The 24,545-nt window shown below is 71.7% G+C and carries 23 protein-coding genes; 9 read left to right on the top strand and 14 right to left on the bottom strand.

Annotated elements, in window-relative coordinates; genetic code table 11:
- Positions 1–107: 107 nt before the first annotated feature.
- From AB0M08_RS08890 to AB0M08_RS08910, 5 genes are all read right to left on the bottom strand, one after another.
- Positions 108–1,760, bottom strand: coding sequence for a serine/threonine protein kinase (locus AB0M08_RS08890; protein WP_364490665.1), 1,653 nt, complete (start codon positions 1,758–1,760; stop codon positions 108–110).
- Between the two features lie 74 nt (positions 1,761–1,834).
- The gene (galT, locus tag AB0M08_RS08895; RefSeq protein ID WP_364490667.1) at positions 1,835–2,929 is read right to left on the bottom strand and encodes a galactose-1-phosphate uridylyltransferase; all 1,095 of its coding nucleotides are present in this window, start codon (positions 2,927–2,929) and stop codon (positions 1,835–1,837) included.
- Entirely contained in the window at positions 2,926–3,702 is a 777-nt protein-coding gene (locus tag AB0M08_RS08900) for a DeoR/GlpR family DNA-binding transcription regulator (RefSeq protein ID WP_364490669.1), read from the bottom strand. Before AB0M08_RS08900 ends, galT begins: the two co-directional genes overlap by 4 nt.
- Before the next feature lie 70 nt (positions 3,703–3,772).
- Complete coding sequence (locus AB0M08_RS08905; protein WP_364490671.1) at positions 3,773–4,696, bottom strand: glycosyltransferase family A protein; 924 nt, start codon at positions 4,694–4,696, stop codon at positions 3,773–3,775.
- The gene (locus AB0M08_RS08910; RefSeq protein ID WP_364490673.1) at positions 4,693–5,625 is read right to left on the bottom strand and encodes a sulfotransferase; all 933 of its coding nucleotides are present in this window, start codon (positions 5,623–5,625) and stop codon (positions 4,693–4,695) included. The genes AB0M08_RS08905 and AB0M08_RS08910 overlap by 4 nt, the downstream gene beginning before the upstream one ends.
- 62 nt (positions 5,626–5,687) lie before the next feature.
- Between AB0M08_RS08910 and AB0M08_RS08915 the strand changes: the two genes are divergently transcribed.
- Complete coding sequence (locus tag AB0M08_RS08915; protein ID WP_364490675.1) at positions 5,688–6,755, top strand: WecB/TagA/CpsF family glycosyltransferase; 1,068 nt, start codon at positions 5,688–5,690, stop codon at positions 6,753–6,755.
- 387 nt (positions 6,756–7,142) lie between these two features.
- Here the strand turns inward: AB0M08_RS08915 and AB0M08_RS08920 are convergent, their stop codons facing one another.
- Positions 7,143–7,676 (bottom strand): DUF4262 domain-containing protein, encoded by a 534-nt coding sequence (locus tag AB0M08_RS08920; protein ID WP_364490677.1) that lies wholly within the window; start codon positions 7,674–7,676, stop codon positions 7,143–7,145.
- Between the two features lie 109 nt (positions 7,677–7,785).
- Between AB0M08_RS08920 and AB0M08_RS08925 the strand changes: the two genes are divergently transcribed.
- Positions 7,786–8,160: a glyoxalase gene (locus AB0M08_RS08925; RefSeq protein WP_364490679.1), complete on the top strand. Its 375-nt coding sequence runs from the start codon at positions 7,786–7,788 to the stop codon at positions 8,158–8,160.
- Here AB0M08_RS08925 and AB0M08_RS08930 read toward each other — a convergent pair.
- From AB0M08_RS08930 to cysC, 8 genes are all read right to left on the bottom strand, one after another.
- Positions 8,150–9,148: a glycosyl hydrolase gene (locus AB0M08_RS08930; protein WP_364490681.1), complete on the bottom strand. Its 999-nt coding sequence runs from the start codon at positions 9,146–9,148 to the stop codon at positions 8,150–8,152. The two genes, AB0M08_RS08925 and AB0M08_RS08930, sit on opposite strands and share 11 nt — an antisense overlap.
- Complete coding sequence (locus AB0M08_RS08935; RefSeq protein WP_364490683.1) at positions 9,141–9,878, bottom strand: methyltransferase domain-containing protein; 738 nt, start codon at positions 9,876–9,878, stop codon at positions 9,141–9,143. Before AB0M08_RS08935 ends, AB0M08_RS08930 begins: the two co-directional genes overlap by 8 nt.
- Positions 9,875–11,422, bottom strand: a complete 1,548-nt coding sequence (locus AB0M08_RS08940) for an MATE family efflux transporter (protein WP_364490685.1) — start codon at positions 11,420–11,422, stop codon at positions 9,875–9,877. The genes AB0M08_RS08935 and AB0M08_RS08940 overlap by 4 nt, the downstream gene beginning before the upstream one ends.
- On the bottom strand, positions 11,419–12,297 hold the full coding sequence (locus tag AB0M08_RS08945; RefSeq protein ID WP_364490687.1) for a sulfotransferase domain-containing protein: 879 nt from the start codon (positions 12,295–12,297) through the stop codon (positions 11,419–11,421). Before AB0M08_RS08945 ends, AB0M08_RS08940 begins: the two co-directional genes overlap by 4 nt.
- A 5-nt stretch (positions 12,298–12,302) precedes the next feature.
- Positions 12,303–13,529 carry a hypothetical protein gene (locus AB0M08_RS08950; RefSeq protein ID WP_364490689.1) on the bottom strand — a complete coding sequence of 409 codons (1,227 nt, stop codon included), beginning with the start codon at positions 13,527–13,529 and terminating at the stop codon, positions 12,303–12,305.
- The gene (locus tag AB0M08_RS08955; RefSeq protein WP_364490691.1) at positions 13,526–14,890 is read right to left on the bottom strand and encodes a hypothetical protein; all 1,365 of its coding nucleotides are present in this window, start codon (positions 14,888–14,890) and stop codon (positions 13,526–13,528) included. The genes AB0M08_RS08950 and AB0M08_RS08955 overlap by 4 nt, the downstream gene beginning before the upstream one ends.
- Positions 14,887–16,557, bottom strand: a complete 1,671-nt coding sequence (locus tag AB0M08_RS08960) for a Wzz/FepE/Etk N-terminal domain-containing protein (protein ID WP_364490693.1) — start codon at positions 16,555–16,557, stop codon at positions 14,887–14,889. Before AB0M08_RS08960 ends, AB0M08_RS08955 begins: the two co-directional genes overlap by 4 nt.
- A 107-nt stretch (positions 16,558–16,664) precedes the next feature.
- On the bottom strand, positions 16,665–18,188 hold the full coding sequence (gene cysC, locus AB0M08_RS08965) for an adenylyl-sulfate kinase (protein WP_364490695.1): 1,524 nt from the start codon (positions 18,186–18,188) through the stop codon (positions 16,665–16,667).
- A 330-nt stretch (positions 18,189–18,518) separates the two neighbouring features.
- Here cysC and AB0M08_RS08970 point away from each other — a divergent pair, with 330 nt between their 5' ends.
- The 7 genes from AB0M08_RS08970 (at position 18,519) to AB0M08_RS09000 (ending at position 24,530) form a co-directional block, all read left to right on the top strand.
- A complete protein-coding gene (locus tag AB0M08_RS08970) occupies positions 18,519–19,412 on the top strand; it encodes a glycosyl hydrolase (protein WP_364490697.1) in 894 nt (297 codons plus the stop codon).
- A 29-nt stretch (positions 19,413–19,441) separates the two neighbouring features.
- Complete coding sequence (locus tag AB0M08_RS08975; protein ID WP_364490699.1) at positions 19,442–20,686, top strand: acyltransferase; 1,245 nt, start codon at positions 19,442–19,444, stop codon at positions 20,684–20,686.
- A 48-nt stretch (positions 20,687–20,734) separates the two neighbouring features.
- Entirely contained in the window at positions 20,735–21,649 is a 915-nt protein-coding gene (locus AB0M08_RS08980; RefSeq protein ID WP_364490700.1) for an ABC transporter ATP-binding protein, read from the top strand.
- Positions 21,642–22,502 (top strand): ABC transporter permease subunit, encoded by an 861-nt coding sequence (locus tag AB0M08_RS08985; RefSeq protein ID WP_364490701.1) that lies wholly within the window; start codon positions 21,642–21,644, stop codon positions 22,500–22,502. Before AB0M08_RS08980 ends, AB0M08_RS08985 begins: the two co-directional genes overlap by 8 nt.
- On the top strand, positions 22,499–23,410 hold the full coding sequence (locus tag AB0M08_RS08990; protein ID WP_364490702.1) for an ABC transporter ATP-binding protein: 912 nt from the start codon (positions 22,499–22,501) through the stop codon (positions 23,408–23,410). Before AB0M08_RS08985 ends, AB0M08_RS08990 begins: the two co-directional genes overlap by 4 nt.
- Before the next feature lies 1 nt (position 23,411).
- Positions 23,412–24,122, top strand: a complete 711-nt coding sequence (locus tag AB0M08_RS08995) for an ABC transporter permease (protein ID WP_364490704.1) — start codon at positions 23,412–23,414, stop codon at positions 24,120–24,122.
- Positions 24,123–24,266: 144 nt separating this feature from the next.
- A complete protein-coding gene (locus AB0M08_RS09000; protein ID WP_364490706.1) occupies positions 24,267–24,530 on the top strand; it encodes a hypothetical protein in 264 nt (87 codons plus the stop codon).
- Positions 24,531–24,545 lie beyond the last annotated feature (15 nt).

Here is a 24,545-nt window from a genome sequence, read left to right on the forward strand (position 1 = left end):
GGACGTAACCTCAGGGTAAGGGGATCCGTTCTCTTAGTGGAGTGAGCGGATGCGCTTACCCGTCCCCTTCAGCGGGGGCCTTGTCCCGGGCCCCCGCTGAGCTGTCTTCACCACTCGCTCTTCTCGACCAGCGCCCACTCGTGGTCGTCGCCGGTCACGCACTGCGAGAGGGAGAGCCGGACGTCCTCGGCGGTGTCGCGTACGCCGAGAACGTCCAGGCAGAGGTTCGAGGACGTGTTGACCAGCCGGTAGTACTCCCACCCGCCCGAGGTGAGCTGCGGCTGCAGGCGGTAGTCCTGGTTGTCCACCTCGAAGCAGTTCGTCTCGGTGACCTCCGTACCCGAGGGGACCGGGTCCGCGCCGGGCACGTCGAGGCAGAGGCCGTCGTCCACGTTCCGGATCCAGTAGAGCTGGTCGCCGTCCGCGTCGATGCCGTGCGGCACGAACTCCCACTCCTGGTTGTCCTCGCCGGTCTTGACGCAGGAGTGCTGGTAGACCGCCTGGTCGGCGACACCGGGGCCGCTGCCCGGCAGATCGACGCACTCGCCGGTCGCCAGGTTGTGGATGAAGTAGGGACCGTACGCGGACGCCCCGCTGCCGTCGGCCGACTCGACCGGGGGCTGGTTCGTCCGCTTCGGCGCGGCGGTCTTCGTCGCCTTGGGCTTCTTGGACCGCGACGGGCTGGGCGAGGCGGACGGCGACAGCGACGGTGACGCCGACGCCGAGGCCGTTGTGGACGCCGGGCTGGGCGAGGCCGAGAAGGCGGCCGGTGCGGCGGCGGGCTCGGTGAAGATCGGCGCGGGTGGGTCGGTGTTCGAGTGGAGGGCGAACCCGGCACCGCCGACCAGCGCGATCACCAGGAGAAGCAGCGCGGGCACCAGGAGCCTGGGGCGCGGTTTCGCCGCGGTGACGGCCGGAGCGGCGACCGTCACCGGGCCCGAACCCAGCAGGCCGGCGAGCAGGTCACGAGCGGTCGGGCGCTGCTCCGGGTCGACCGAGAGGGCCCGCTCGACCAGGGTGCGCAGCGGCCCCTCCGCCATGCCGTCCAGCATCGGCGGCTGCGACATGATCCGGCCGAAGGTCGCCATCGCCGAGCCGGCCTCGAACGGTGCCTGCCCGGTTCCGGCGTACGCGACCACGCAACCCCACGCGAAGATGTCCGCGGCCGGGGTGATCGCGCGGGCCGGTCCGTCGAAGCGCTCCGGCGCCATGTAGCTGATCGTGCCGAAGAGCTGGCCGGTCCGGGTGTGCCCGTCGGTCGCCTGCGCCTCCATGGCCCGGGCGATGCCGAAGTCGATCACCTTGGGGCTGCCCGGCGCGAGCAGCACGTTGCTCGGCTTGAGGTCGCGGTGGATCACCCCGGCCTCGTGGATGGCGGTCAGCGCGGTCGCCACCCCGATCGCCAGCCCGTGCAGGTTCGACGGGGTGAGCGGGCCCTTCGCGGCGACCTCGTCGGCGAGCGTCGGGCCCTCGACGTACTCGACCACCAGGTACGGCTGCGGCGCCTCCGGATCGGCGTCGAGGACCTCGGCCGTACAGAAGGGTGGCACCTGACGGGCCCGGGCCACCTCGTCGCGGAACCGGCCCCGGAACGCGGCGTCACGGGCCAGCGCCTCGTGTACCACCTTGACCGCTACTCGCCGGCCGGAGCGTGACCGGGCCAGATAGACGACGCCCATCCCGCCGGCGCCGAGCCGGCCCAGCACCTCGTACTCGCCGATGTGCGTGGGGTCGTCCGGTTCCGGCCTGTGCTCGTTCACATCCTGCTCCAAGGCCACATTGATCCCGATAGCGACGGGGGATGCTATCAGGACCAATGCGGACCGTTGGGTGGTTACACGTCGCGGAGGAGCTGCGCGGCCTTCTCCGGTACGACGTCACTCACGAAGGCGCCCATCGCGGACTCCGAACCAGCCAGGAACTTGAGCTTGTCGGCGGCGCGGCGGATGCTGAACAGCTGCAGGTGCAGGTAGCCCAGTTCGCGGCCCTCGCCGACGACCGCCTGGTGCCAGGCCGAGATGTACGGCATCGGCTTGTCGAAGAGCCCGTCGAAGCGGCGCAGCATGTCCAGGTAGAGCGGGCCGAACGCGTCCCGCTCCGCGTCGGTCAGCCCGGGCAGGTCGGCGACCCGGCGGTGCGGGGCCAGGTGCACCTCGAACGGCCAGCGCGCGGCGGCCGGCACGTACGCGGTCCAGTGCTCGTTGGCGGCGATCACCCGGACCTTCGCGGCCTGCTCGGCGGCGAGGACGTCGGCGTACAGGTTGCGGCCGCCGGTCTTCTCGGCGTGCTTGCGGGCGGCCCGCAGCATGGCCTCGGTGCGCGGCGGCACCGTCGGGTACGCGTAGATCTGGCCGTGCGGGTGGTGCAGGGTCACGCCGATCTCGACGCCGCGGTTCTCGAACGGGAAGACCTGCGCCACGCCGGGGAGCGCGGACATCTCGGCGGTGCGGTCGGCGAGGGCGTCGACGACCGTACGCACCCGGGACGGCGAGAGCTTGCCGAAGGCACTGTTGTGGTCGCTGGTGAAGCAGACGACCTCACAGCGGCCGTGGCCCGGGCGTACCGGAACGAGCTCGGTCAGTTCGGTGATCTCGCCGCCCGGCACCTCGCGGTAGCTGAACGACGGGAACTGGTTCTCGAAGACCGCGACGTCGTAGCTCGGCGCCGGGATCTCGCTGGCGAACCGCTCGTTGGTCGGGCAGAGCGGGCAGGCGTCCAACGGCGGCAGGAAGGTCCGGGTCTGCCGGTGCGCGGCGACCGCGATCCACTCGTCGACCAGCGGGTCGTAGCGCAGCTGGGAGGCGGGCGGCGGCGGCGGGAGCTGCCGGGTGTCCGGGTACGCGGCGCGGCCGCTCTCCGGCTCCTCGTCGAAGTAGATCAGCTCGCGGCCGTCGGAGAGGGTGACGGTCGAACGGTACGGGGTCGTCATTGGGGGCTCACCACCAGAAGTTCGGGAACGGTTTCGGACAGGAGGGTGCGTGCGTTCGTGTCCAGACCGTCGTCGGTGATCAGGACATGCGCCCGCTCCAGGGGCACGATCGAGGAGATGCCGACGGTGCCCCACTTGGTCGAGTCGGCGAGCACGACCAGGCGCTCGGCCGCCTCGACCAGGGCGCGGTCGGCGTCCGCCTCCATCAGGTTGGGGGTGGTGTAGCCGGCGCGTTCGCTCATCCCGTGCACGCCGAGGAAGAGCACGTCCAGGTGCAGGGTGCCGATGGCGGCCACCGCGACCGGGCCGACCAGCGCGTCCGAGGGCGTACGCGTGCCGCCGGTGAGGATCACCGTCTGGTCGGGGCGCCCGGCCCGGTAGAAGACGTCGGCGACCGGGATCGAGTTGGTCACCACGGTCAGCGAGGGGACGTCGACCAGCAGCTGGGCCAGGACGGCGGTGGTGGTGCCGGCGGAGAGTGCGATGGCGTCGCCGGGGGAGACCAGGCTCGCGGCGCGCATCGCGATCGCGGCCTTCTCGTCGCGCTGCCGGACCGACTTGGCGGCGAAGCCGGGCTCGTGTGCCGAACCGGGACTGACGGTCGTCGCTCCGCCGTGTACCTTCGCCAGCAGGCCGCGGTCGGCGAGGGCCTCCAGGTCGCGGCGGATGGTCATGTCGGAGACGCCGTACTCCGCGGCGAGCTCGCTCACCCGGACGCCACCGGTGGCGCGTACCCGGTCGAGGATCGCGGCCTGGCGCTGCTGAGCTAGCATCCCGAATACCGCACTATTTCGAACACACTCGAACAATACCCTGTGATCGGGTGTGCGCGAAAGAGTGACTTCAGATACCCCTACCCCGTTTATGCAGGGCGGACAGCACATTCTCCACCTTCACCGCACCGGTCAGCGCGGCGATGGCGATCGCGGCCCGCGGCTCCCGCCAGTTCGCCCGGACCGCCTCCTTGCTGAACTTCCAGGCCTGACCGCGGTTGCCCGAGGCCGCCGACCAGCAGGCGAGCTGGCCGTAGACCCGGGCCGCGCCGGGTGCGCAACCGCTGATCTCCGGGTGCCGGCGCATCATCCAGCGCAGCGAGGAGATCTTGGTGGCGTACTCGTACGCATAATGTGAGGTCCGCCCCCAGAGGACCTGGACCAGAGGCTCGTCCAGATGCACGATCGGCGATCGGCGGGCCGCCCTGAGGAGAAGGTCCCAATCCTCGTTCTGGCTACCCGGTGCGTCCTCGGCGACCAGGCCGACGGCGTCCTCGGCGAGCGCCTCCCGGCGGATCAGGAACGACGAGGAGTGCAGCATCGCCATCCGGGAGCGGGCCAGGTCGTCCACGGTCACCCGGCTCCGTCCGGCGAGGCGTGCGGTGGTGTGGCCCTCGTACTCCACCTCGATCGCACACGTGGCGAACTCCGCGTCCGGCTCGGCGAGCAGCGCGGCCACCTGCCGCCGCAGCTTGTCCGGCTGCCAGCGGTCGTCGTCGTCGCAGAACGCCACCAACTCGCCGTCGAGGGCCAGGATGCCGGTGTTCCGGGCGCCGGCCAGGCCGGGCGCGCGCCAGTTCGTCAACACCGTCACGGGTACGCCCTCGCCCGGGTCCGTCCCCGCGAGCCGGTAGTCCGGCTCCGCCTGGTCGTAGACGACGACGATCCGCAGATCACCCGGGTACTTCTGGGCCCGGACCGCGGCGATCGACCGGCGGACCAGCTCGGGACGGTGCCGGGTGGGGATCACCACCCCAACGGACGGCCAGTTCATCGTGCCTCCTGGGGGTTCCGGGGGTATCCGTACGCGTGGAGCAGCGGTGCGCAGACCGCGCCCACCAGCCGGCGCTGGGCCGAGGGCAGCGCGTGGACCCAGGCGTCGTCGCGGCGCAGCGGCAGGCGGCCGACGGTGAAGCGCATCGGGTTGCCGGCGGCGCTGTGGCCGACGGTCAGATCGGCGTGGTCCGGGCGGAGGAAGTCCAGGTCCGAGGGGTGCAGCGGGAGATCGGCGAAGTCGGCGATGTCCAGCAGGCCGGCGCGCGGGTCGGCCACGAACTCCTCGTAGCGGATCCGGCGCACCGGGACGCCCCGCCGGGCGAGCAGGCCGAAGGCGGCGTTGTGCGCGTTCCAGAGCAGTGCCGAGCGGCCGGGGGAGTACCGGGTCATCTCGTCGGTGCCGTCCGTCTCCGGCCGGCTCACCTTCTTGGTCCAGGAGTACGCGACCCCGCGCGCGTCCCGGACCACGTGCACCACCCGCAGGTCGATCCGGTCGGACCAGCGCAGCACGTGGGCCAGGGCGGAGTGCTTGGACGAGTCGACGACCAGCCGGGCACCGGAGACCTCGGCGGCGGCGGTGTAGACACGGGTGTAGTAGGCGGCGTACTCGCGAACGGCCTCGGTGGGCGCGGTGCCGGCGGCGAGCCGGGGGATGTGCCGGGTCCGCTCGACCGCGTCGCGCAGTGCGTGCACCCGGTCGACGTCGACGCCGGCCCAGCCGCCGAAGGCACGCTGCCCGACCCGCTTCCAGAACGCGCACCCGGAGAAGCGCGAGCCGCAGCCGCAGCGCTCGTCGTCCCGCAGGTCCCGCTGCCAGAGATGGACGACCTCGCCGAGAGCGCACACACCGGGAAGCTCACCGAGCAGGCGTTCGACGAGCGTGGTTCCGCTTCGCCCCAATCCGCCCAGAAATAGCACCTGTGCCACTTTGGCTCGCCTTCGATCGTTTCGCTCTGGTAACGAGTGAAGCAGGCAAAAGGAGGCGTTAGATGGGTATCGAGGCTTTCGAGCGCGTGCACCTGGACGGCACCGGAATCGACCGGATCACCGAGGACGAGGTGGTCGCCGTGGTCCGGGACGCCCTCGCGCACCGTCGCGGCGGACGCATCGTCACCCCGAACGTCGACATCCTCCGCCGTGCCGCCGCCGACCCCGAGGCCCGCCGCCACCTCGACGACGCCGACCTGATCGTGGCCGACGGCATGCCGCTGATCTGGGCGAGCCGCCTGGGGGGCTCCCCGCTGCCGGAACGCGTCGCCGGCAGCAGCCTGATCTGGTCGCTCTCCCAGGGGCTGGGGCGCGACGGCCGCTCGATCTTCGTGATCGGGGGCAGGCCCACCACCCGCAAGGTCGGCAGCGTGCTGGCCGAGGACGTGGCCCGCCTGGAGAACGGGGTGGACCGGTTCGCCGCGGACGTCAGCCGCCTCGCCGCGCAGGTCGGCCGCCTCGCGGACGCCAAGCGGGTCAGTCGCTTTGCGGGTGCCGAACGTGCCGGCCGGCTTGCGGGTGCCGAACGTGCCGGCCGGCTTGCGGGCGTCGAACATGTCGGCCGTGTTGCGGGCGTCGCCGGGGAGGAGGGCTGGGCCGCCGAGGGGCGGCTGATCCGGCCCGCGCGCCCGGGGCTGCCGCTGGACGGGGCGGAACGCTGCGCGGCGCGGTTGGTGGCGGCCAGCCCCGGGCTGCGGATCGCGGGGACGATCAGCCCGGCCTTCGGCTTCGAGCGGGACGAGGAGGGGTACGCGATGCTCTGCGCGCGGGTGGCGGACGCCCGGCCGGACCTGGTCTTCGTGGGGCTGGGCTTCCCCAAGCAGGAGCGGGTGATCGAGCGTCTGCGCCCGGACATGCCCGCCACCTGGTTCGTCGGGTGTGGAGCCGCGGTCGACTTCGTCGCCGGCGACGTCGAGCGAGCACCGCGCTGGATGCAGCGCACCGGCCTGGAGTGGGCGCACCGGCTCGGCACCGAGCCCCGCCGGCTGGCCCGCCGTTACCTCCGCGACGACGCCCCCTACGCCCTGCGCCTGCTGGCCCGCGCCCGCCGCCGCGACCGCCGTGTCTGAATGCCCCACCGCCGGCTGGCGTTCATGGGTGTCTCAGCCGCTCCGAGGGACCCTTCAGCGCCAGCTCGTCCGGGCTGCCGGGATGTCGTGTACCGCTACCACCCGGCCGGGCGTGAGCGGCGGGGGTTTGCCTGGCGAGCAGAGCCCAGCCCGCGACCGAGCGCGGCAAAGGCGGCGGCTGGCCGAGTGATCACCTTCGGCCAGCCGCAGGCGTGAGCGGAGGATCGACGCGAATGGGAGCCGAGGCAGTGGGCGTGGGCCTGGGCGCAGACGCGGGCACGGGCACGGGCGTGGGCGTGGGCGTGGAGAAGGAAAGCGAGGGGCGGAGGGCGAGTGAGGCGAGTCAGCGGGAGCGGGTGAGGGCGAGTGAGTGCGGGTGAGGGCGGGTCAGCGGGAGCGGGTGGGGCGGGGATTGCGGCCGGAGAGGCGGCGTGGGGCGTGACAGCGGAGTAGGCCGGCCGGTGGGGCGTCGATCAGGGGCTGGGGGTAGTCGGCGGACTCGTACGACGAGTGCCAGGGGAAGTGGTTCGCCGGGGAGGGCCAGACGAGCTGCTGGAGACGGACCCGGGAGCGGCCGTAGCGGGCCAGCGCTGCGCCGGGCCAGAGGTCGGTGGTCGGCGTGCCCTGCAGGACGATCACGTCCTGCTCGGCGATCAGGTCGGGGAGGTGGCGGCCGTGCTGGAGGCGGACGCCCTCCTCGATGATCCGGCCGGCGATCTCGTTGATCAGCTGGTGGCCCAGGTCGGACGGCAGGCCGGCGATCAGCAGCTCCGGGTGGGCGGCGGCGGTCAGGCCGACCGTGTAGGCGAAGGCGACCGCCTCCTCGGGGTCGTCGTCGGCGGGGAGGACGTGCACCACCGCCCAGCCGAACCGCTGGATGAACGCGGTCTGTTCATGGAAGAAGTCGTCGCGGAAGGACATCGTTGACCCCTTTGGCTCGGCCGGGACGAGGACTGAGCCAACTATGGAACACACGTACGACAGTTTTCCGGGGATGGAAACCGTACGGTCGTACGGTCAGGGTGGGGTCATGGGGTTCAGCATCGATGATCTGCACCATGTCCAGCTGCTGATCCCGGGTGGGGGTGAGGCGGTGGCCAGGGAGTTCTACGGCGGCGTGCTGGGCATGGCCGAGGTGGTGAAGCCGCCGGTGCTGGCGGCGCGCGGTGGATGCTGGTTCCGGGCCGGCGGCTGGGAGGTGCATCTCAGCCCGGTGCCGGAGTTCGCGCCGGCCCGCAGGTCGCACCCGGGCGTGCTGGTCCGGGATCTGGAGGCGCTGGCCGTGCGGCTGGCGGCCGCCGGGCACCCGGTCGAGTGGGATCCCCACTTCCCGGGCTACCGGCGGCTGCACAGCGCGGACGGTCACGGCAACCGGCTGGAGTTTCTGGAGCGGATCACGGATTGAAGTACGGATCCTCGACCAGTGAGTGGAACGCGCCGAACGCCGCTCGATCGCCGCTGAGGCGGAACTGCTGGTTCGGGCCGTTGCCGTCCGGATCGGACTCGAAGTACGCGACCGCCTTGATCTGCCGGTTCGCCTTGAAGGTACGTTCCGCGTCGGCGAGCCAGGCCGCCCTGTTCGCCGAGCCCCACGCCTTCGCCACGCCGAACTCGCCGATCACGATCGGTTTCGGTCGCTGCGCGGCCCACTGTAGGAACGGGCCCATCAGGTCGCCGATCGGCTGGAACTCCGCGCCGGCGTAGACGTCCACACAGGTCCAGTCCACCTGGTCGTCGCCGGGGTAGAAGTCGGGCGCCTCGCCGCGGACGAAGCCCTCGGCGGTCGGGCACCAGACCCAGGACACGTTGTCGGCCCGCTCCTGCTTGAAGATCGCCCGGACGTACTTCCACGCGGCGACGTAGTCGGCGGCCGACCACATGGTGGCGCGCAGGTTGGGCCGGTCCATCTCCCAGCGCATCCGCAGCATGACCGGCCGGCCCACCGCGCGGATCGCGCGGGCCTGCTGCCGGATCAGGCGATCGTGCTCGCCGTCCAGGATGGACCGGTTGTCGCCGGTCGCCCAGCTGATCATGAGGTTCTGGCCGTCGGCGAGGAACTCCACGTCGGACTCGGTGCCGACCATCTGGTCGAAGCGGCGGTACGTGTTCAGGAAGTCCAGCCGCCGTCCGAGCGAGGTCTCCAGCTGGTCGACCGCCTCCAGCCGGCCGACGTGGGTCAGCTCGTCCGGCTTGATCCAGGCGCCGACGTAGGCACCCGCGGCGGGCGGCCGGAACGGCCCGGCGGCGAACGGCCCGTCCTGCACGGCGACCGCCGCGGGACGCGCGCTCAGGTCCGGCGCGGGCGGCGGGGTGGGCTTCGGCTCGTCGTCACCACAGGCGGTGGCGAGCAGTATCACCGCGGCGGCGAGCGCCGCCAGTACGGCCCTACGCATGGACCCGGCGCGCGGTGTAGAGGACGTTGACCGCGTACCCGTCGAAGCCCGGCACCCGGCGCGCGGCCGAGTCCGCCCAGCGGGCCACCTTGTGACCGTGCAGCGACGGGGTGAGCATGGAGAACCCCTGGCGCTCGACCACCTCGAAGCCGTGCCGGTCCAGCAGCGCCTCCACCTGCTCGTGGGAGAGCTCGGAGAACCAGCGCTCGTTCTGGTGCCGCTTGGCCCGCAGGTGCCGCAGCGATCCGGCGTTGCCATGGTTCTCCACCACGAGCAGCCCGGAGCCCCGGTGTGGCAGCGCCTTCGCGGCGAATGCGATGGCCCGGTCCCGGATCGGGTCCGGGACGTTGAGCAGCAGCCGGAAGATGGTCACCAGCGCGGGGAAGCCGGCCGCCACCGGCGTGGGCACCGGGCCGTCCATCGGCACCTGGTGCCAGTACGCCCGCGACCCCACCTCGGCCGCCTTCGCCATCATCTCGGCCGAGGTGTCGTACCCGTGCGCCTCGCGGACCAGGCCGTGCAACGTCCGGATCGCCCGCCCGGTGCCGCAGGCGAAGTCGTGCTGGACCGGTGGATGCTGTCCCTCGAACTCGTCGCGCACCAGTCTGCGCAGGTAGTCCCGCTGCCGGTCGTTGATCCGCGACGCGTAGCTGTCCGGGGCGTACGTCACGGTCTCGTACTTCTCGACCGCCTCGGCGTCCTGGAACACCTCGGTGTAATCGCTGGTCAACTCTCCTCCTGGTTTCGTCGGGTGAAGGCGGCGAGGGCGAGCCGGTCGCGGAGCAGCCACGCGCCGGCCAGGAAGGCCGGTACGGCGAGTGCGACGGCGGACGCCAGTGCGGCGGGACCGGAGCCGGCCAGCGCGGTCACCGCGGCGGGCAGGGCGCCGAAGCAGGCGGTGGTGAGCAGGACCGCGGCCCGGGTGCCCGGCCCGAACGGGTGCAGCCGGGCCGCATGGTGGATCTGGGCCAGCGGCAGCAGGTTGTTGGCGACCACCGCGCAGGCCAGGCCGGCGGCGGCGCCGAGCGCGCCCCATCGGGGGATCAACAGCACGTCCAGGCCGATCGTGACGGCGAGGGCGACCAGGACGTTGGCGAGGTTCGCCGAGGTGCGGCCGGCCATCGCCAGCACCATGTCGACCATGCCGCAACCGGTGGCGACCAGCATCGCGCCGGCCAGCACCACGACCACCGGCGCGCCGGACCGGTAGCCGTCCCCGAAGAACCCCAGGTAGTACGGCGCGAAGAAGATCACCAGCAGGCAGATCGGCCAGGTGACCAGCACCAGCCAGCCGGTCGCGACCTGGTAGAGCCGGTTCGCGGCGTCCCGGTCGCCGGTGCTCAGCGCCTCGGCGAGGCGGGGCTGGACGGACTGCGAGACGCCCTGGTTGGCGAACTGGATCAGCACCACGAACCGGCCGGCCACCGCGTAGACCGCGGCCGCGCCGAGCCCGCCGAGCGCCGCGACGAGCAGCACGTCCACACGTTGCAGGGCGAGCTGGGCCACCGCGGCGAGCGCTCGCGGTCCGGTGAAGCGCCAGAATTCCCGCCGGATCCGGAGTCGCTCCGACCGGGTCGAGACGGCGTCCGCGGGCCGTCCCTTTTCAAAGGCACTTCTTGCGGCGTACGCGGAGAGGAGCGCGACCGGAAGGTAGGGGGCGACCCACGCGGCCGCGAAGATCGGCAGGGAGGCCGCCGCCCAGAGTGACGCGATCCCGGCCGCACCCACCGCCACGAGCTGTAACGAGCTGCGCAACAGGCGATCGAGCAGGACGGTGGGCCGCATCCGCCGATAACCGCGGGTGACCGTCAGGAGGGCGTCGGTGAGCGCCTGGAGGGGCAGGAAGACGGCGAGCACGCGCAGGGCGGTGGTGTGCTCGGTGAGGACCGCGCTGGACCCGTGCGCGGTGTACCGGGCGATCCACGGCGCGAGCAGGACCATCGCCGCCGCCAGGACCAGCGAGAAGACCGCGACCGGGAGCAGCCCGGCACGCAGGCACGTGCCGAGCAGGCGGCTCTCGCCGGTGGAGCGCAGCCGGGCCGGCCAGTAGACCAGACCGGTGTTGGTGCCGAGCTTGGCCAGGCCCCCGGCCAGCACGAACGCGGCGGTGGCGGTGAAGAACGCGCCGGCCTGCTGGTGACCGAGGCTGCGGGCGACGATCCAGGTGACCACGACCCCGGTGGCACCGGCCAGCGCGGCGCCGGCCATGTTGGCCAGGCCGCCGCGCGCCACACCCCGGGCCTCGCGGGCCGTCGGGAGGGTGCCGGTGGTCATAGGCGTCGCCAGATCGGCGTACGGCCTAACCAGCCCGCGAGCGCCTCGTCGTGCGACTGGTAGTAGTTCCACAGGTCACGGCGTACCCGGGGGTCCATGTCGGACTGCCGGGGGCGCGCGTTGTGCTGCTCGAACGTGGGACGTTCCAGATCGGCGGGCAGGCCGAGGAACGCGCAGACCTCGTCGTAGACCGGGTCCGGTTCGGTGAAGAAGCGCTCGCTCTCCACCACGTGGATCCGCTCCCGGCCCACGTGCTGGACCATCACGCTCAGGTATCGGGCGTACTCGCCGCGCGCCCGGTACGCGTGGTGCTGGTGGGCGAAGCTGTAGTGCTGCGGGTCGCGGGCCAGCCGGGTCTCCTGCTGGTGCACGCGGGCCGGCTCCAGCGCGATCGCCGAGCCGAAGTCGCGCTCGATCTCGAAGCCGCGGGCGACCTCGTGGTGGTGCTGCGAGTACGCCCGCTCCACCGGATCCCGGACCAGCACCACGAGCTTGGCGAAGGGCAGGTCACGGGCGATTCGGGCGACCGCCTGCGGGTGGTACATGTAGTACGGGCTGGACTCGAAGGTCTGCGCCGGTACGCCGTACCGCTCGGTGATCCGCTCCGAGGTGCGCAGCGTCGGGAAGTGCGCGCGATACCAGTCGAGCCCCCGCTGGTACGACGTGTCGAAGTAGTGCACGCCCTTGTGCAGCACCGCCTTGAGTACCACCGGGTGCGCGGCGAGCGCCCGGTACAGCGAGGTGGTGCCGCACCGCTGGCCGCCGCAGATCAGGAACGACGGCAGCATCCGGCTCTCCGCGGTGAGCCGGCCGTACGAGCGGGACCCGAGGTGCACCACCCGCTTGACCGGGGTCGGCAGGTTGCGTACGTGCATGGTGTCTAGAGCTCCTCTACGCGGCGGACGAGCACCGGCAGCAGCCAGGTGCCGAGTACGCCGAGCCGGGCGCCGGCCTCGGCCTGGCGGTCGGTCAGGTAACGGACGGCGAGGTCGACCAGGTAGAGCAGCGCGGTGATCTCGCGGGCCACCGGGGCGACGCCGAACGGGGCGAGCAGCTCGTCGGCGCGCCGCAGGGTCGCCTCCACCGCGCCCCGGGCGTCGCCGGTGTTCTGGATGCGCCGCTGCAGCTCGTGGTGTACGGCGTCGAAGCCGAGCGGCACTCCGGTGGCGAACCGCTCCCAGTCCCAGACCAGCAGCGCGTCGGCGAGGTTCGCCATGTTCCAGGGCGCCCAGTCGCCGTGCCAGGCGCCGTACCGGAGGGTGGTCTCGCCGCTGTGCCGGGCGAGCATGTCGACCGCGGCGACCAGCTTGCTCCCCTCGGCCCGGTCGCCCACCGCGGCCAGCTTGCCGCGCAGGTCGTGCCAGTACGCGCTCCCGGTCAGCGGCCCGGTGGTGTACCCGGAGCACCCGGCGATGTCGAGCATCGCCGCGGTGAGCCGGCGCGGGGTGAGCGGCGATCGCGGCAGCCAGACCGGCAGGGCCGACTGGACCAGCACCTGCATGCCGCGCCACTGGCCGGCGTGCAGCACCCGGGGCACGGTCAGCCGGGTCAGCGAGCAGGTGCCGAGTGCGGTGAGCGCGGCGGTCTCGGCGCGGACCAGCCGCTGGGTGAGCGGGCCGGTGCCGATCTTGGTGAAGCCGAACGTCTCGCCCTCGGGGGAGAGCAGCTGGAGCACCGGTTTGCGGTTGGCTCGCGCCGGGCCAATATGGACAGATACTGACAAATCGCGCCGTAGGGCGCTGCTCAGGTATCCGTCGATGCTGGCGGACACCGGGCCGGCGATCCTGATCCGGTCCCGGAGGAGCAGCCCGGTGGTCCGGGTACGGACGGCGGCCACCACGGCGTCGCGCTTCAGCCGGGCCATCCGGGACTGCGGTTCGGCGTATCGGCGGACGGCGGCTGCGGCCACCGAGGCCGACGCGGCCGGGATGAGGAGACGGGGCCTGCGGGCGTTCGGGACGACCAGGTACTCGGCGATCTCCGGATCCCCGTCGCCGACCGTGCAGGGTGGTGGATAGAGGAGGCCGAGAACCTCTTCCAGGTACTGGGTGCGCAGGGCAGCGTCCCCCGCGGTCAGCTCCGCCGGCGCGGTCTTGACCGGACTCATGTGTTGTCCCCCTCCATCCAGTTGCGCCAGAGCAGCGCGTACGCCAGAACCATGAAGGCCAGGGGGGTGACCAGGGAGTTGTACCAGAGCATCGCCGAGAAGCTGGTGACCAGCGCGCCGCTGCCGGCGATGCCGATCGGGCTGCGGTCCCGGCGGAAGCGCCACAGGCCGTACGCGAAGAAGCCGAGATAGCCGACGGTGCCGGCGGCGCCGTGCGAGTAGAGCAACTGCCAGAGCTGACCGTTGCCGCCGACGGTGAAGTTGCCGCAGCGCTCACACTCCGAGCTCTCGCCGACCGTGATCGAGTTGCGGCCGCCGAGCGTGTTGCGGGTGCCGCCGTACCCGATCACCGGGGAGCCGGCGAAGCCGTCCACTGCCCGCTCGATCAGGAACGACCGGACGCCGTTGGACTTGCCGTTGTCCAGCCGCGCCTGCACGGTGCCGCCGAGCGGGGTGGCGGTCAGCGCCAGGGCCAGCGCGGCGCCGGTGACCAGCAGCGCGCCGAGCACCCAGACCCGGCCGGCCAGCACGTGACGGATCGCCACGTAGCCGATGAGCACGCCCATGCCGATCCACAGTCCACGGTTGAGCGAGAAGATCGCGGGGGCGATCGAGGCGAGCAGGCAGAGTACGGCGAACGTGCGCTTGCCGGCGCTGCGGGTCGCCGCGGCGGCCACCACGAGCCACCCGGCGAGCAGGCAGAAGTTGTTACCCCAGGTGTTGGTGTATCCCCAGGGCGCGGCGGGGCGCGGCTTGTCCCCGCCGACGATGTCCATGATCTGTGCGGCGTACGGGTGCACCAGCGACCGGACGAAGCCCTTCTCCCGGATCCCGTGCGGCAGCAGCCACTCGACCGGCGAGGTGAACTCGAAGTTCCCGGCGACCATGCCGAGGATCCCGCCGAGCACGGTGATCACGAACATCCCGCCGAGCAACCGGACCAGGCGGCGCTGGGAGAGCTCCCGCTCGGCCAGGTTGCCGGCGTAGACCAGCAGGACGGTCAGCGCCAGGTACATGGCCAGCTTGTAGGCGGCCGGGAGCAGGCGGGTGCGGGCGTGCTCGACGACCGTACCGGCCGGGTCGGCGCCGAGCGCGGCGATGCTGATCACCGCCACCGCCAGGAAGACCAGCCACCAGGCGAAGCCCGGCGGCAGGAGCAGCGGCCGTCCCGCCGCCCGCCGCCGGATGAGCAGGAACAGCATCGGCGCGGCCATCATCGGGAAGATCAGCACGCCGAGCCCGAGCGCCCACCAGAGCGGGTAGAGCAGCAGGATGCCGGCGACCGGCCAGGACGGCAGGTCGCGGTTCTTGGTACGGCTCCCCGGAGCGGCGAACGGCGTCGCCGGGGCGACCGTCGTCACTTCTCGTCGCCGTCCGTGGCGGTCTTGACGGTGTCCTTCATGCCGGTGGACTGCTGCGGTGCGCCCTTGAGCGCGGCGAGCTGCGCGGTGGACTCGTCGAGCACCGGCAGCACGGCCGGCGAGAGAGTGACCGCCGGGGCCTCCGTCTCGCCGTCGCGCCGGCCGGTGAGCCGGGGCAGGACCACCGCACCGAGCAGCCGGGTGCCGACCCGGTGCAGCTGCTCGGTGGCGTCGGTCAGCGCCGGGCGGCCGGAGCGGCGCAGCTCGACGGCGAGGATCGCGGCGTCGGCGAGGCTGGCCAGGCTCTGCGCGTCGGCGCTGCTGCTGGTCGAGGGCGCCTCGATGACCACGTACCCGCCCTGCCGGCGCAGCGTCTCCAGGGTGTCCTTCAGCCGCTGCGACTGCATCAGCCCGGCCGCGGTCGCGGCGCCGCCGGTGGTGATCACCCGCAACGACGGGATACGTGCGGTCTGCTGCAGCGCCCGGGCCAGGCCGACCCGTCCGGCCAGCAGCTCGGAGAGGCCCGGCGTGGCCGTCACCCCGAGCATCCGGGCCAGCGGCGCGGCGTCGACCACGCTGTCCGGCAGGTGCGCGCCGATCAGCACGACCTCACTTCCGGTACGCGCGAGAGCCGCCGCCAGATTCGCCGCCACCAGCGTGCTGGCCGATCCGCGACTGGTTCCGGTCACCACGATGACCTGGTCGCTCGCGTCCAGTGTGGCCAGCACCTCGTTGCGCAGCCGGTTGAAGATCCGCCCGCCGGGACCGTACGGCTGGAGCACGTCGTCGAAGTGCGGGGTGGTCCGCTCGTCCAGCGCGGCCAGCACCGGCACCCGGCCCCGGTCCCGGACGTCCGCGGCGGTGACCAGCCGGCGGTCGAACCGCTCGCGCAGGTACGCCATCGCCAGCCCCACGAGCAGGCCGATCATCGCGCCGGTGGCGATGTCCAGCATGGTGTTCGGGCTGCTCGGGGCGTCCGGCAGCCGGGCGTCGCTGATGATGCTGCCGCCGCCGACCGTGGTGGTGGTGAGTTCGTTCAGCTTGCCGGACAGGTTGTTGAGCTGGTTCTGCGAGTTGTTCCGCAGGCTCAGCAGGTTGCTCTCGATCGCGCTGCCCCGCTTGGCGATCGCCAGTTTGGCGTTGATCGAGGTGAGCGCCGTGGTCAGCTGCCTGACCTTGAGGTTCAGCGAGGCGGTCTGCCGGTCCAGCTGGGAGCGCGCGGTCTCCTCCCGGTTGCGCAGGTACGCCTCCGCGAACGCGTGCGACCCGGCCTGCGCCTTGGCCGGGGTGTCCGCCTGGAACGTGATCACCAGGACCGTGGTGTTCGCCGGTACGCGTACCGAGACCGAGTGGGCCAGCTCGATCGGCGACACCTGGGTGCGCAGCAGCTCGGCGGCCTTCGCCGCGACCGCGCCGGAGCCGACGAGCTGTGCCTCGGTGTCCAGGTTGACGGTGCCCTTGGTCCGGCCGCCCTGGGCGTTCACGTCCTGGTCGACGGATTGCACGAGGACGGACGAGGAGGACTCGTACACCTTGGTGGCGGCCACCGCGGTCACCGCCCCCGCGCCCAGCCCGGCGACCGTCGCCGCCAGCGCGATCCACCAGTGCCGGCGGATCGCGCCCAGGTAGTGCGCGACATCGGAGGACGGTGGACGTGACGCTTCCATCGGGTTCGCGGCCTTTCGAGGAGTGGTGATGCCGGCCCTGGGGCGTGCCAGCTTTGGGCGTTTCGCCCCAGAGGGGTAACGCCACACTCCTGCCGCGAGTGATGGGCTTACGTGAGTTTGGGCTCTATCCAGCCGTTCTCCACGAGGTGGTTGAGGACCAACTCGACGGCCTCCGGGAGGGAGACCGTGCTGGTGTCGATGGCGAGCTCGGCGTCGAGCGGCTCCTCGTACGGGTCGTCGATGCCGGTCATCCCGCGGAGCTTGCCGGCGCGGGCCTGCGCGTACAGGCCCTTGCGGTCACGCGCCTCGCAGACCTCGAGCGGGGTGGAGATGTGCACCAGGATGAACCCGGCGCCCGCCTCCACGGCCATCCGGCGGGCGGCGGCGCGGGCCTCCTCGTACGGCGCGATCGGACAGGCCACGGCCATCCCGCGGTGCCGTCCGATCTCGGCGGCGACCCAGCCGATCCGGCGGACGTTGCGGTCCCGGTCGGCCTTGCTGAACCCGAGACCGGCGGTGAGCTCGCGCCGCACCACGTCGCCGTCGAGCAGGGTGACCGTGCGCTCGCCGGTCTCCCGCAGCGCGTCGGCCAGGTTGTGCGCGACCGTCGACTTGCCCGAGCCGGAGAGGCCGGTGAAGAAGAGCACCAGACCGCGGTGCCGGCGTGGCGGGCGGACCCGGGACAGCTCCTTCGCCACGGCCGGGGGCGTGTGCCACTCGGGCAGCGGGAAGCCCCGGTCCAGCAGATCGTCTATCTCGGCCGGGGCCATCGCGAGACGGCGGTTGCGCGGCGGGATGTCCTCGCGCCAGCGCCACTGGCCGTCGCGGTTGTCGTACGCCAGCTCCCGCGGGACCAGCACCCGCACACCCGCCCCGGAGAGCGGCGCCTCGCCGGTGGAGAGGACGTGGCTGACGCCGTACGCCGAGGCGACCCGGGCCCGCAGCAGCGCGTCGGCCATCTCGTCGCCGCGGTCGAGTACCGGCACCGCAACGATGGTCGCCGGGGGCATCCGGTCGCGGGCCGCGAAGATCGCCCGGACCAGCGACTCCGGGGGCAGCCCGTCCGGGCCGGGTCCGCTCACCGGGATCAGGATCAACAGGTGGGCCGCGAGGGTACGGGCGGCGTGCGCGATCTGGGCGAGCTGCGGCCGGTGCAGTGGCCGGTCGGCGATCACCCCGAGCACGCGTCCCGGCGGGAGCAGACCTCGTACCTCCTCCGGCGTACGCCGCAACCGCTGGAAGGGTCCGTGTCCTCCGTCACCGAGAGGCCGGACCGGGCCGCCGGCGCCGTACCTGTTCTCGGCGATCCGCCAGACGTCGGTCGCCTCGAGGGTGGCGACCGGCGCCCCCTCCAGGTCGGTGAGGACCACGGTGCGCTGTCCCGGATCGGCCGGATCAAGCTTGGTGGCCAGCTCACCGGGGAGTTCCAGGGTGACCGGGACCGGCCAGTGCGTGCCGTCCGCGAGACGGCCCGTGCGCGCGACCGAGGTCAGGTCGGCGCGGCCCAGGAAGCCGGCCAGCGGCGCGTACGCCCCGGACAGGAGTAACTCCAGGTCGGCCAGCTCATAGGGGCGGGGTGCATACGACGGAGCGTCCCGCAGGACGTCCTCGGGTAGTACCGAACCAGTCACCTTTGTTATCCCCTTGCCGACGACTTGGGTGACAGTTTCTCAGCCCGGAGCGTGTCGGTCGAGGCGGGCTCGCGATCTCAATTTTCGGACCACGAAATCACTTGTTTACCCGAAACTGGTTGAAAAATCGGGCTTCCTGGACAAAGGGGAGTATCCCTTTGATACTGGGCGGTTGTGAGACAGATCTACTCCTTTGTCGGGGTGCTCGTCATGGTGACGGCGGCCCTGATAGCACCCACTCCTCCCGCTGTCGCGATATCGACGAATCCGGCGCACCGTTCCTGCCACACCGGTCCCAGACTGGTCCCCACCTGCGGAATCCTCTGGGGTGTGGCGCCCGGCGCGTGGACCGACGCGCGCGGTTTCGCGGCCCTCGACGACTTCGAGCGCAAGACCGGGCGGCATCAGGCGGTCTTCCACTCCTACCACCGGGGTGTCCGGCAACTCTTCCCGACCGAACAGGAGATGGCGATCGCCCGGCAACCCGGCCGTGAGCGGATTCTTTTGATCAACTGGAAACCGGAGAGCACCACCTGGGCGCGGATCGCGCGCGGGGACCGGCGTACCGACGAGTTCCTGGACCGGCTCGCCGCGTACTGGAAGCAGAATTTCCGGGATCGGTTCTTTCTCGCGATCCACCACGAGGCCGAGGACCAGGTCCGGGAACGGCGTGGCTCCGGGTACACGGCCCGCGACTACGCGGCGATGTTCCGGCACGTGGTGGACCGGCTGCGGGCGAACGGCGCGACCAACGCGGTCACCGTGCTCATCCACATGGCGTATGTGCCGCACACCACCAAGAGCTGGTTCAGCGACATGTACCCGGGCGACGACGTGGTCGACTGGATCGGCTTCGACACCTACTCCTACAGCGACCCCGGGTACGGCCACGGCGACTTCGCCGAACTGCTCAACCGCCGGTCGTCGCTCAAACCCGGCTGGCCCGGCTTCTACAACTGGGTACGCATGCACCACCCCAGCAAGCCGCTGATGGTCGCCGAGTGGGGTGTGTGGTTCTCCAAGCGTAACCCGGGTCACATGGCCGAGTTCTACCGCGAGGTGGGTCAGCAGATCGGCCGCTTCCCGGCGATCAAGGCGATGGTCCACTTCGAGACACCGGGGAACCGGAAGGGCCAGGACTCCCAGGTGGACAGCACGCCCGCGGCCCTGCGTGAATACCGCCGTCTGGGGAAGCTTCCTGTCTTCCAGGTCGCCGTTAGCTGAGTGTGGGAAACGCACATGAGGCCGGGCGGATGGGTTGGCTGGATGCACTGAGAGGACTGGCCGCCATCACGGTCGTGTGGTGGCACCTCGGTGCCGCGGCGATCGTCAACCTGCAGGACTGGCACGGCCAGGCCGACTTCGGTAAGGCCGGCGTCGTGCTCTTCTTCCTGGTCAGCGGCTATGTGATCCCGATGTCACTGGAACGGTACAACGATCTGCGCCGCTTCTGGATCTCCCGCATCCTCCGCCTGTACCCGGCCTGGGCCGTCTCGGTGCTGCTCGCCCTCGCGGTGCTGGCGGCCGGCGGAGAGGGCGTGCCGGAGCCGCTGAGCCGCGACCCGCTGAGCGTCCTGCTCGGTCACCTCAGCATGACCCAGGGGCTGCTCGGCATCCCGAACCTGGTCGGCGTCTACTGGACCCTCTCGTACGAGATGGTCTTCTACCTCGTGGTGGCCGGGCTCTTCGGGCTCGGCCTGCACCGGCGGCACGGCTGGCCGGCCCTGCTGCCGGCCGGCGTCGCGCTGCTCGCCGGGCCGCACCTGCCCGGCGGCGTCCTCACCGGATCCGCGGGTCAGCGGCTCCCGGCCGCCGTGGTGGTGCTCACCGGCCTGGTCTTCGTGGTGATCGCCGCGGTCAGCGGCCGGCGTGCCCTGCTCCTGCCCGCCTCGGTCCTCGGCGTCGCGATGATCGCGCTCCCGCTGGTCAACGGCCGTCAGTCGGTCCGGGACGGCTGGCAGACGCTGCTGATGATGGCGGTGATGTTCGCCGGAACGGTGATCTACCGGATGCACCGCGGCCAGATGAACCGGCTCGCGGGCGCCGCGGTGCTGGCCGCCGTCGGCGGGTGCTGGATCGCCGGGGCGTGCCGCTACCTCCCGCCGGGCCAGGAGCGCCGGGTGTGGATCGCCATGCTGGTGCTCGCCGCGGCCGGGTTCGGTGTCGGATTCCTGATGCGCCACCACTCGGTGCCCCCGCTGCTGACCTGGCTGGGCCGGATCAGCTACTCGGTCTACCTGCTGCACCTCACCCTGCTGGTGGTCTTCACCCGGATGACGCCCGGACTCGCCGAGCGCTCCCTGCCGGTACGCATCCTCGCCCTCGTCCTCTACCTGGTGGTGACCCTGGGCCTGGCCGAACTGGTCTACCGCTACGTCGAGGTGCCGGCGCAGAACCTGGGCCGCCGCGTGGTCCGCCGCCGGGCCCCGCTGCCCACCCCGCGCGCCGAGAACCCGGCCGAAGCTGAGAGGAAGCTGAGGCTCCTCGGGGTCGACTAGGGGTAAAACCCGATCCGGCCCGGTGACAGCGTTTTCTACGCTGACGCGGTGACCATCATCGCTACGCAGGCGCTGACGAAGACGTACGGGGGCGGGGTGACCGCCCTCTCGGACCTGACCGTGGACGTCGAGGCCGGTGTCATCGGGCTCGTCGGCGCCAACGGCGCCGGCAAGAGCACCTTCATCAAAATCATGCTCGGGCTGATCCCGCCGACCAGCGGCGACGTCCGGGTCTTCGGCCTGGACCCGGTCACCGAGACCGACCAGGTCCGCGCGCGGGTCGGCTACATGCCGGAGAACGACTGCCTGCCGCCGGACGTCTCGGCCGCCGAGTTCGTCACCCACCTGGGCCGGATGAGCGGCCTGCCGCGGACCGCCGCCCGGGAGCGCGCCTCCGAGGCGCTGCGGCACGTCGGCCTCTACGAGGAGCGCTACCGCCAGATCGGCGGCTACTCGACCGGCATGAAACAGCGGGTCAAGCTCGCCCAGGCGCTGGTGCACGACCCCGACCTGCTGCTGCTCGACGAGCCCACCAACGGCCTCGACCCGGCCGGCCGGGACGCCATGCTCGCCCTGGTCCACCGGATCGGCACCGAGTTCGGCATCTCCGTGGTGGTCTGCTCACACCTGCTCGGCGAGGTCGAGCGGATCTGTGACTCGCTCATCGCGATCCAGGGCGGCCGGCTGCTGCGCGCCGACCGGATCTCCACGATGACCGCGGCCTCCGACGTCCTCGCGGTCGAGGTCGCCGACGGTACGGACGAACTCGCGGCCGCCCTCGCCGCCGCCGGGTTCGCGGTCTCCCGGGAGGGGCGGCTGCTGCTCGTGCCGATGGACTCGGACGAGGCGTACGACCGGATCCTGCGCGCCGTGACCGAGCTCGACCTCAACCTGCACCGCCTGGACCAGCGCCGGCACCGCGTCGCCGAGCTCTTCACCGCGAAGGAGACCGCCGATGTCTGAGGCCGGCGTCATCCACGACATCGGGTACCAGCGGTACACCGGCCCCCGGCTGGGCCGCGGCGCCGCGTTCGGTGCCCTCTACCAGCACGGTCTGCGCGCCGCGTTTGGGCTCGGCCGCTCCGCCAAGGCGAAGATCTTCCCGTGGCTGGTGATCAGCGTGATGCTGCTGGTCGCGGTGATACTCGCGGCGATCCGCTCGCAGACCGGGCAGAACCTCGTCGACTACTTCGAGTACGACGACAGCATGAGCTGGCTGATCATCTTCTTCGTGGCGATCCTCGCGCCGGAGCTGGTCTCCCGGGACCTGCGCTCGGGCACGCTGCCGCTCTACTTCAGCCGGCCGCTGCGGGCCGTCGACTACGTCGCCGCCAAGGTGGCCGCCACGGTCACCGCGCTCTGGCTGCTGATGGGCGTACCCCAGCTGATCATGTTCCTCGGGGCCGCGTTCACCACGAAGGACGGCGCCAAGGGGGTCTGGAACGAATTCCTCGACCTGCTCCCCGGCTGGGGCTACAGCCTGCTCTGGGCCGCCCTCTTCGCCGCCATCGGGCTGCTCGTCGCCTCGCTCACCGGCAAGCGCGCGTTCGCGGCCGGCGGCATCGTCGCGGTCTTCCTGATGACCACGCCGGTCGTCGGGGTGCTCAGCGTGCTGCCCTCCAGCACCACGAACCACCTGGCCTTCCTGGCCAGCCCGATGACCCTGATCCAGGGCGTCGGCGTGTGGCTGCGGGACAACCACGAGACGATCGACCTGGGCCGCTTCGGCCCGATCTACGGCATCGAGGCGGTCTGCCTGATCACCGCCTGCCTGCTGCTCCTGCTCGCCCGCTACCGGAAGGTGGCCTCGCTGTGACCACCGTCGACCTGACCAACGTGACCCGGTGGTACGGCAACGTCGTCGCGGTCAACGACATCACCATGTCGCTCGGCTCCGGTGTCACCGGCCTGCTCGGCCCGAACGGCGCCGGCAAGACCACGGTGCTGCACATGATGGCCGGCTTCCTCGCCCCGTCCCGCGGCGCGGTGACCATCGACGGCAAGCCGACCTGGCGCAACCCGGCCGTCTACCGCGACCTCGGCCTGGTCACCGAGCGCGAGGCGGTGCACGCCTTCCTCACCGCCGAGCAGTTCGTGCTGGCCTGCGCCAAGATGCAGAAGCTCGGCGACCCGGCCGGGGCCACCCGCCGCGCGCTCGAGCTGGTCGAGATGACCGAGGCCGCCGGCCGCCGGATCGGCACCTTCTCCAAGGGCATGCGGCAGCGCACCCGGGTCGCCGCGGCCCTGGTGCACGAGCCGAAGGTGCTGCTGCTCGACGAGCCGTTCAACGGCATGGACCCACGTCAGCGGATGCACATGATGGAGTTGCTGCACAAGCTCGGCGACAACGGCCACACCATCCTGTTCAGCTCGCACATCCTGGAGGAGGTCGAGCAGGTCGCCGGACTGGTCCAGGTGATCGTCGCCGGCCGCCTCGCCGCCTCCGGTGACTACCGCAAGATCCGTCGCCTGATGACCAACCGCCCGCACGTCTTCGCGGTGCGCAGCTCCGACGACCGCAAGCTCGCGGTGGCGCTGATGGGGGAGGACTCGGTGGCCGGCATCGAGGTCGCCGCCACCGGTCTGAGCGTCCGCGCCTCCGACTACGGCAGTTTCACCCGGGCGCTGCCCCGGATCGCGCTCGACCAGGGCATCCGGCTGCAGCAGCTGGTGCCGTCCGACGAATCCCTGGAGAGCGTCTTCTCCTACCTTCTGGAGGCCTGAGATGTCGACGGTCGCTCTCATCACGGCGCGCGGCCTCTTCGGCCGGCGCCGGGTGCTGCTCCTTCTCCCACTGCCGCTTCTGCTGGTCGGCCTCGCCGCCATGTGCCGCTCGTACGACCTGGACCCGGGCCAGTGGGGCCAGTCGGTCATCGTCGGCCTCGGCTTCGCCGTGGTCCTCCCGGTCATCGCGCTGATCGTCGGCACCGGCGTGCTCGGCTCCGAGGTGGACGACGGCACCCTGGTGCACATCCTCACCAAGCCCCTGCCCCGCCGCGACATCATCCTGGCGAAGTACTTCGTCGCCGTCGTCGCGACGGCCGTCACCACCGCGGTCCCGCTCTTCCTGACCGGCCTGCTCGCCGGCTCGGCCTCCCTGGGCGCCGCCCTGGCCGCGGCCGCCGTCGTCGGCGCGCTGGCATACTCGGCCCTGTTCCTGCTGCTCAGCCTGGTGACCCGCCGCCCGGTCCTGCTCGGCCTGGTCTACATCCTGATCTGGGAGGGCCTGCTGAGCCGCTGGGTCTCCGGCACCCGCGTCCTCTCCATCGAGCAGTACGTCATCACCATCGCCGACAAGATCCACGCCACCCCGATGCTGACCGCCAACGTCAGCCTCACCACGGCCGCGGTGATGAGCGCTCTCTTCGTCCTCGGCTGTACCGTCATCGCCATCAACCGCCTGGGTTCTTTCTCCTTGGCCGGCGAAACCAGCTGACCGAGCCCACCCTTGAGCCGGACCCGCACGACGGCGGTCGTGCGGGCCCGTTCCACCCTCCGTGGTGACCGCCCTGCGTTTCCCCGGATCCGGGCGTTCAACCCGCTCGACGCCCTACCGGAGCGCCCGGGCCGGGGTGACGAAATGGCCGAGGACGAGTGGTGGGAGCGGCACGACGAGGCGGTCTACGACCCGGCACTCTCCCACGGCCTGCTCTACCTCTGCCACCAAGGGTGCGCGCTGCGCGAGGGTCTCGTGGTCACCGGACCCGCGCGCGGCCAGATGTGGGCCGACGACCGTGCCGACGGGGGTGGCCTCTACCCGTTGACCGGCGGCGACGGCGCGCCACTGGGCTTCGTGGCCTGGTTCCGCCGCTGGCTCGACCGGGCCGAGCAGTCGCCGAGCTGACGGAACGGGCCCGCC

The sequence above is a fragment of the Actinoplanes sp. NPDC051851 genome (assembly GCF_040681165.1).
Classification (GTDB): domain Bacteria; phylum Actinomycetota; class Actinomycetes; order Mycobacteriales; family Micromonosporaceae; genus Actinoplanes.